A 595-nucleotide genomic window follows, 5' to 3' on the forward strand; every position below is an offset into this window, starting at 1 on the left:
TAGTCGCAAAAGTGAGGCTTAAAAAGAATAGTTATATCAATAAACCGAATGAATCGGGAATCAGCGAACAGTGGCTAACGCGTAATGCCGCCGGGCGGTAGCGTGGAAACGCACAAATGAAATTGACAAAAGTTAACCGACATTCACTGCGCGCGTCATTCATAATGTGCAGCGGTCAGTCGACACCCAAGGAACACTTACGTGATTAATAACCGACCATGGCTAGGGGCGTTGAGTGCAATCAGCTTAGGCTTGTGCTCATTTTCTGCCTCAGCAGATTTTTATGCTGGTGCGTTAGTAAGTTACTCTAACGCTGAATTTCATCATTCCTCTTCTCCAGTAACCGAGGGGAACCCTTTCCTTCTTCAAGCGCAAGCTGGTTACTTTTTCAATGATTACCTCGCTTTTGAAGCACGTTACGGAACTTCTGTACAACGAGATAGCGGACTTGCAGTAGATAGTCTTGCGAGTGGTTTTATTAAGTTGAATATGCCTGTCTCCGAGCGTGTAGCACTTTACGGACTTGCCGGTTATTCTAGTGTCCAGATCGACCAACAAAATGTAGGCCCTAATAAAGATCAAGGCTTTAGCTTTG

General features: G+C 45.0%; 1 protein-coding gene. It reads left to right on the plus strand.

Going from position 1 to position 595, the window contains the following annotated elements; genetic code table 11:
* Positions 1–201: 201 nt before the first annotated feature.
* Positions 202–595: outer membrane beta-barrel protein (locus tag R8N49_RS28820; protein ID WP_318190661.1), on the plus strand; the 394-nt coding region annotated here is incomplete at its 3' end.

It is taken from the genome of Vibrio sp. 1978 (assembly GCF_033344345.1).